This is a genomic window from Legionella tunisiensis (assembly GCF_000308315.1).
In the GTDB taxonomy this organism is placed as follows: Bacteria; Pseudomonadota; Gammaproteobacteria; order Legionellales; family Legionellaceae; genus Tatlockia; species Tatlockia tunisiensis.
In genome coordinates this window covers 1-6,979 of the sequence record NZ_CALJ01000197.1, presented here as the reverse complement: position 1 = coordinate 6,979, position 6,979 = coordinate 1, and the positions used below count along the sequence as shown (strand labels likewise).

Genomic DNA, 6,979 nt, shown 5'->3' with positions numbered 1-6,979 from the left:
CACAATGTCGCCGCTACGCAGAAGAGCTAGATTGTACCAAAGTAATTTTTGCACCTTTAGTTGGTTTGGCTAATTCTTCGCCTGGATTTCGCGACGGGCTTTGCGCAAAGCCTGGGCTTGTGCTTTGCCCCGGCCTTCTGCCATGCTTTCGGCAAAATTAGCAAACAGGAGGGTAAACCAAAGCCACAAAGTAATTGCTAAAATAAATGTCGGCGAGGCTTCTCCTTCTCCAAATAAAGCTTGAATGAACAGTCCGGTTGTTATCAATGAACCGATATAAACACAAAACATGACCGGATTACGAATTTGGTGAAAGGGTGCCAATTTTAAAAAGGAATGACCTATGGCCGTTTTTACGATGCCGAAATCCCATAGGGAAGATCGATGTGTCTTAGTACCCATACTGTCCCCAAAGTATTAATTGTTCAACGATTGGCCCTAGAGCCAATGCCGGAAGAAAAGACAACGCACCAATAAGGATGGTGACACTGACAAGAAGAAGAATAAAAAGAGGGGTGTATGTTGCCAAGGTTCCTGAGCTTTGCGGCCTTATTTTTTGCCTGCAAGGGAACCAGCGATCGCTAAGACAGGTATTGCAATCCAGAAACGTGAGATCAACATCATCAAACTACCCAGCAGATTATAAAAAGGCGTATTGGCATTGAGTCCAGCAAAAGCGCTACCATTGTTATTTCCCATGGAGGTGAAAGCATAGAGAATTTCACTAAACCCATGTTCTCCGGGATTACCAGTCGAACTCACTCCCATCTTAGTAACAGAACCCACTGCTGTAGAAAGCAAGACAATAAGGGGCATAATTAAAACGGCAATGGAGGCCATTTTCATTTCATAAGGTTCAATTTTTTACCTAAATACTCAGGCGTTCTTCCAACCATAAGGCCAGCAATGAAGACTGTGATAATGACAAGCATTAACATGCCATATAAACCTGAACCGACACCACCAAAGATAGCTTCACCCAAATGCATCATCCAGAGAGGTGCAAATCCTCCTAAGGGTGTAAAAGAATCAAGCATGGAGTTAACCGAGCCATTGGAAGCAGCGGTGGTTGCTATAGACCAGAGCGCAGAACTGACAATGCCAACGCGGGTTTCTTTGCCTTCCATATTGCCGCCTGGATAACTATCAAATTGTGCTTTTTGCTCCACTCCTAAAGACGTGATTGCTGGATTTCCTGCTTGTTCAGCAAGCACTGCAAAAATAACAAAAGGAATAAACACAAGATACATAGCGGCTAATATTGCCCATCCTTGACGTCTATCATTAACCATGAGCCCGAAGGTATAACAAAGGGCAGCAGGAATTAACAAGATAGCAAGCATCTCCAAAAAATTGGTTAATGGCGTAGGGTTTTCAAAGGGATGTGCGGAATTAACATTAAAAAATCCACCGCCATTGGTACCCAACTGTTTAATAGCAATTTGCGAAGCAACAGGGCCCATAGGAATGACTTGTTTTTTGATTTCCGTCGTTGTTTGCTCTACTTGATAATTGCTCTGTTGTAAGAGGCTGACTGTTTGATTGGGTTTAAAATTTTGAATCACTCCCTGCGACACAAGAATGACTGCAAAAATCAATGACAGGGGCAGCAAGATATAAAGAATACCTCGAACAGTATCCACCCAAAAATTTCCTATATGCTTTGTTTCATGACCTGCGATGCCACGGATTAGGGCAACCAGGAGAGACATGCCTGTAGCTGCAGAAAGAAAATTTTGACTGGTAAGGGCAAGCATTTGTGTTAAATAACTCATCGTCGTTTCTCCGCTGTAGGATTGCCAATTCGTATTGGTGGCAAAACTGACAGCGGTATTAAATGCCAGATAAGGTGAGGGAGCAGAAAATTGTTGTGGATTGAAGGGTAGATAGGCTTGTAAACGTTGGATTAGATAGGCTGCTAATACGCCGAATAAATTAAAAACAAGCATCGCAGTGAGGTAACGTTTCCAATCCATGTCTTGCTTCGGTTTAATGCTACCAAGCCGATAAATAAATTTCTCTAGCGGAATGCCAAGACGATGTAGTCCCCAAGCGTTCCCTGCATAAACGCTGGCTATGTAACAACCCAAAGGTTTTACTAGAGCAAGGAGAGTTAACAGATAAAAAATAATTTGCAATAACCCGATCTCGGTGATCATAGAATCCCTTTCTACTTCTGCTAAGGACTGTTTACAGCCCTTGGTTAAAACCTAGTGATTACTATCTTAGTTGATGTGCTCCCTACATCCTTGGTTCCCAGAAATGAGTATCGCGACAAATTCTGAGATTCTTCACCGTGTTCGAAATGACGTTTTGCCATATTCTCTCAAACGTAGCGAGAGATCTTTTTAACTTCCACGAGACTCTTTGACTATCAACAAATCGGATATTCTTTAAAATATTTCTGGTTTAAATAAAACAAGCAGCAAGTAAATCAGTAGAGCAAAGGTAATTAACCCACACCCCAGGTATGTGATCATTGTTTACTCCGTGATAATGAATCAAAAAAATTGATTAACCCGAGACAAAGAGCAAAAAAGAGCAGTGTCATACCAAGCAGTATAAAATCCATCGTGATTTATCTCATTCTAGTAGAGTTCGTTGTTATAAAAATGAAAACTCAAGGTATTCATCAGCATAGATCAAAGCAGCTTTTTTAGAAAGAAAAATTCTGTGGTTGTTTTAATGGTAAGTTTCTGTAGTAGTTACAAAAAATTCTAAATTTTCATTGCAACTTACTACAGAATAAAATAAATAACGTTTGGATCATATCTACGTCAACCTAGTATTGCCTACCATGCTGCGGCGATTGATGGAGAGTGCTTCCGCATTAGAATAGTTTTAGCCCGATTTTGTCCCAACAATAACACCAACTATCATGAACGTGAAATTTTTCCCTATACTTCTTTATCTATCTCTTATTAAAAGACTAATAATTCAAATTTTGGACATTTGGAGTATAATATTATCCATTTATCATTCTTTACCAGCTATCAAGTTGTTATAGAGAAAAGGAAATCATGCCGTTATCCCTTGATGAGAACTTCAGCCCCAGCCAATTATTAGAAAAGATAGCCAAAATGCAGACTCAAGCTATCCCTGAGAGAATTGATTTACAGAAAAAAGTTCTTTGTGCCTATCGAGAAAAAACACTGTATGACCTGTCTCTTATTCTCAAAGGAGATATCTTTGATTCTCAAATCGAATTGGCAGAGTTGGCGACTGATTCGTTGCCCTTATCTGGAAATGGATTAACTGCTTCAACAGCTAATGGGCTCCACACTCTTAAAACGAACGTATTTAATTTACAAATTAGAGCGTTGAAATCTTTTTTGGCCGATAATTGGGAGATGGTGAACGGTACAGCACTGTGTTACACAGCGCATCCGGATAGTGATCTTACTTTTATTTTATCCGCGATCGCCAAACTTGTTTGGGATAACAAAGCTGTTTGGATGAATGAAGGTGAGTCCTGGTGTGTTCTTAAGCTCTTAATGCCCACTTTGTCTACAGACTCTCTCGATGGAACAGGATCTTATCCGTCATTGCATGAGGTGAATGATGTTTTGCAAGTGTTAAACACTCATATTCTGGGAAGGGAAGGGAAATATCTTATTCCAGTAAAGAAATTGAATGAATTAGCAGGAACATCAACGACAGGATGGGTCAACCCTTACTATGATTATAAATGTCATTCTGAAGAAATGGTTAGTATAAGTGCGGAGGAATACCAACGTCTGATCAGACATTCAGATTATACGGAAGCTTTATTTAATGCTCATAATCAATATGAAATCAGTCTTAATGAACAGGGCAGCTTATTGACTCATCTGCGTCAACTATCCCGTCTACTCTACTTTAATAGTAAGCATGGTGCTGGAAATGAAGCGAATGCAGGAGAGGGGGCCTATGATGCCATTATCCATTTCAATGAGTACTTCAGTAAGCTCGATAAGGTCAGTAAAGGGCAAATTCCTGCTCAAGTAATGGTACAAATTAATATCTTACTCGATCTTGCATCAAACGCTACTCAAAATATAGAAGGCGATATCTGTATTGCCAATCGAAGGAAAAAACTTGAAGAAGCAATGCACCCTGTAGAACAGATTTTAATGGGTATTGGTCTTAGCAGCGAAGACAAAGACCATCTTGTTAATACAAAAAACAACAATTAGTTAATTGCCAGAGTGCTTTTGCCAAAGCGGTCATGCAACAAGATTATTGTGGCGAGGATAAACTGGATCTAACGCTACCGTTAATTGAAGCCTTGCAGATTAAACTCACTATTTCATCGTCAGCTGATTTAGAAGAGCTCATGAAATTAAGTCCCACTGCAATTAGCAATTTGTGTCAGCCTAAAGCGATTCAGCAACAATTAATTGATCAATTCGAAAAACTTGAAACACTTGTTGTTTGGATTCATGAATTATCGCCAGCAAAATTAAGAGCCATATTTCCTCTTATAGGAGCAGGGTTAGCGAAAAATTTCTTCATGATGCCTGTGATTTAGCCGCACTCCTTATCATGATGGATGAAGATCGTTGTCAAATCATCATGGAAGCTGTACAAAGCCGTTTGCCATACCTTATTAAAGACTCGGTCGATTTCAATGCTGCATTGGAACCGCTTGCCCCAGAACAGCGAGTAATTGTTTATGAAACAATGAAAGCCCGCTTGCCGTTGTTTATCAACAGTGCTTATGATTTTCATCTTGTACTTCAGTGGCTCAACCTTGAGCAACGAACCACTGTTTTTACCGCAATAAAGGGCAGATTGCCGCAGTTCACTAATAATATTAATGATTTCAAAGATATATTACGCTGGCTTTCTCCCAGGGAATATCAAACTATTTGTTTGGCAGTGAAAGAGAAATTGCCGCAAATTGTCAGAGATACCTATGAGTTTACTAGTCTCTTTTCTCCACTTACTCTGGAGCAACACGTTGCTATTTGTGTGGCAATGAAAGATAACTTACAGCAGATTATCTCAACTACTAACGATCTTAGGGCCGTATTTTGGTGGCCCTCTTTTGAATTACGTCTAGCGGTATGTGAGAGTATGCAAGGAAAATTATCGCAAATTATCTCGTTAAAGGACTTGCTTCCCTGTTTTTACAAGTGGTTTTGAAAGGAGAAAGATTAAACAAGTTTTTTTAGTAGTCTGTTGCAGGAAGCCAAGATAAAGGCCTTCCTGTTTAATGATGATAAGAGTGGTATAAAGGCCAAGACTGTAGTAGATATCTTATATACGGCATTGGAAGATGCTGCGCAAACTTATTTTAATATCGAAAATCCTAAGCAAGTTGATTACAAAAATTTCCATAGTCGCTGTACAAAAGCCATTGAGGAGGCTTACCACAATTTAAAACCTTATTACGGATGGAAAGATTTTTTTGCCAAATTATCTCTCACCAAGATCAGTTTAGAAATCACTCATTCAGATAGAAGAGGGTGGGAATTTCGTTTGTTTAAAATGCCAGCCAAAAAGAAACTGAATGAAATTTCTGAGTTAGTCGAAGAGCTTGGTTGTGCTACTCCAATCCTGTAGTTTTCTGTATTTTTATTTTTATTTCCGCAAAGGCGAAATGACAAACCATTCAAGTCAATAATGAAATCCAAACAAGGATAAAAAGTTACTGTTCGTTGGTTTCGTACAGCAACAATATCTAGTTTGTGCATTCCAAATTGATTTTTGAAGTAGAAATATTTTCCTTGTCACCATTTTTATATTTACTTCATAATTGCTGACTTCGTTTGAAATTGAGTGAGTTTCGCCGTATTTTCAATAGCCGAGTATCCATACAACCATAGGGATATGCTTATATTCTAGAGAGATGTTATGACCAATGTAATAGAAATTTATGAGAAAATTCGTTCCAATTACGAAACATTTTTAGATACCCAAAATGCTGAACTGTTAGCAACCAATATAGGGTTATATGAGCAAGTAGATAGAAGTGAGCTCAAATCCATCTTAGCAACAGGCATGGCTCCCGAGATAGAGCAATGCAATCAATCATTGCTAATAATAGGAAAAAGTTATACGGCGTATGCGCTTGCGATGCAAACGAGTTCTACTCGTAAAGAGTGTTTTCAACACCTTAGGGAAGCTAATGAGTGTTATAACATGATTAGCAAATATGCTCACTCTTTCCCTTCTTCAAGCATTACATCGTTGCTTTCAAACCAGTTAATGGAAGCAACTTTTAGAAAAAAGAGATTAATTTTCGCAAAGCAGAAATTTTCTTTCATTTTGCTCAAAAATCTCCCTCTCTTGCAACGCCCGAAGTATTAAAAAAGATTATCAGTGTAGGGACAGGTTTTTCTGCTCTTTTAAAAAAAACGTATAAAGATGAAAAAATTCAGCAGCAGTTGGGATTTGATACACACTTTGTTAGTTCGGTTGATGATTTGGTCGAGAATGCAAGAAAATTATTAGTAGATCTGAGAAATGAGCCGGTCAACTCTTCAAAAAGGCAACACCCTGAATATTCGTCTAAACAGTCCTCTAAAAAGAGATCTGAGCCTTATGCCAAAAAGAAGAGAGCTGACGACGTGGTGGACTCTTTCTCTGCGTCATCAACAAATACAGGTATTGGTCTAGATAGAGGCGATGTAGCAGAAGACACAACAAATACCCAAGAAAGCCCCGCTATTAGCAATTCACTAGTCTCTGTTACTGAGAATAGAACAGCGCAGTATCCAACAAGAAAATCTCGGATTCTTTCCCGGTTCTTGCAATTTCAGCTTGCTCCACAAACTTCAGTAAAGGGTCAAGAAGAATCATTTGCCTCTACTTACCAAATATAAGTATTGATTGGTTACAAGATGTCTGTTCGTTTGTAGAACAGAACAAATGGAGCCAATTCGAATTTATTTCAAATCCCTACGCTGTTCCCTTTTATCGTCGTATGGGTGCCGAAGTTATTGCAGATTATGGTTCCGTAAGTGAGGGAATGAAAACCATGTCTTATCATTTA

At 39.0% G+C, this 6,979-nt stretch carries 8 protein-coding genes and 1 pseudogene; 6 read left to right on the top strand and 3 right to left on the bottom strand.

Features of this window, described 5'->3' with window-relative positions; translation table 11 throughout:
• Positions 1-69: 69 nt before the first annotated feature.
• The 3 genes and pseudogenes from BN58_RS11730 to BN58_RS37820 form a co-directional block, all read right to left on the bottom strand.
• On the bottom strand, positions 70-402 hold the full coding sequence (locus BN58_RS11730) for a hypothetical protein (protein ID WP_019216998.1): 333 nt from the start codon (positions 400-402) through the stop codon (positions 70-72).
• Positions 392-2,159: pseudogene (kdpA, locus tag BN58_RS24695) on the bottom strand (potassium-transporting ATPase subunit KdpA). Before kdpA ends, BN58_RS11730 begins: the two are co-directional and overlap by 11 nt.
• 234 nt (positions 2,160-2,393) lie before the next feature.
• Positions 2,394-2,480 carry a potassium-transporting ATPase subunit F gene (locus BN58_RS37820; protein WP_083852189.1) on the bottom strand — a complete coding sequence of 29 codons (87 nt, stop codon included), beginning with the start codon at positions 2,478-2,480 and terminating at the stop codon, positions 2,394-2,396.
• 540 nt (positions 2,481-3,020) lie between these two features.
• Between BN58_RS37820 and BN58_RS11720 the strand changes: the two genes are divergently transcribed.
• The 6 genes from BN58_RS11720 to BN58_RS11695 all read left to right on the top strand — a co-directional run bounded on the left by BN58_RS11720 (position 3,021) and on the right by BN58_RS11695 (position 6,809).
• A complete protein-coding gene (locus tag BN58_RS11720; RefSeq protein WP_019216997.1) occupies positions 3,021-4,175 on the top strand; it encodes a hypothetical protein in 1,155 nt (384 codons plus the stop codon).
• Between the two features lie 32 nt (positions 4,176-4,207).
• Complete coding sequence (locus tag BN58_RS11715) at positions 4,208-4,510, top strand: hypothetical protein (protein WP_019216996.1); 303 nt, start codon at positions 4,208-4,210, stop codon at positions 4,508-4,510.
• Between the two features lie 14 nt (positions 4,511-4,524).
• Positions 4,525-5,127 carry a hypothetical protein gene (locus BN58_RS11710; protein WP_019216995.1) on the top strand — a complete coding sequence of 201 codons (603 nt, stop codon included), beginning with the start codon at positions 4,525-4,527 and terminating at the stop codon, positions 5,125-5,127.
• A gap of 36 nt (positions 5,128-5,163) precedes the next feature.
• The gene (locus tag BN58_RS11705) at positions 5,164-5,547 is read left to right on the top strand and encodes a hypothetical protein (RefSeq protein ID WP_019216994.1); all 384 of its coding nucleotides are present in this window, start codon (positions 5,164-5,166) and stop codon (positions 5,545-5,547) included.
• 291 nt (positions 5,548-5,838) lie between these two features.
• Complete coding sequence (locus BN58_RS11700) at positions 5,839-6,294, top strand: hypothetical protein (RefSeq protein ID WP_019216993.1); 456 nt, start codon at positions 5,839-5,841, stop codon at positions 6,292-6,294.
• Between the two features lie 77 nt (positions 6,295-6,371).
• Positions 6,372-6,809, top strand: coding sequence for a hypothetical protein (locus BN58_RS11695; protein WP_019216992.1), 438 nt, complete (start codon positions 6,372-6,374; stop codon positions 6,807-6,809).
• Positions 6,810-6,979 lie beyond the last annotated feature (170 nt).

Coding starts and splice junctions, on each gene's coding strand:
- BN58_RS11730 (WP_019216998.1), bottom strand. CDS start 402: ATGGGTACTAAGACACATCGATCTTCCCTATGGGATTTCGGCATCGTA.
- BN58_RS37820 (WP_083852189.1), bottom strand. CDS start 2,480: ATGATCACATACCTGGGGTGTGGGTTAATTACCTTTGCTCTACTGATT.
- BN58_RS11720 (WP_019216997.1), top strand. CDS start 3,021: ATGCCGTTATCCCTTGATGAGAACTTCAGCCCCAGCCAATTATTAGAA.
- BN58_RS11715 (WP_019216996.1), top strand. CDS start 4,208: ATGCAACAAGATTATTGTGGCGAGGATAAACTGGATCTAACGCTACCG.
- BN58_RS11710 (WP_019216995.1), top strand. CDS start 4,525: ATGATGGATGAAGATCGTTGTCAAATCATCATGGAAGCTGTACAAAGC.
- BN58_RS11700 (WP_019216993.1), top strand. CDS start 5,839: ATGACCAATGTAATAGAAATTTATGAGAAAATTCGTTCCAATTACGAA.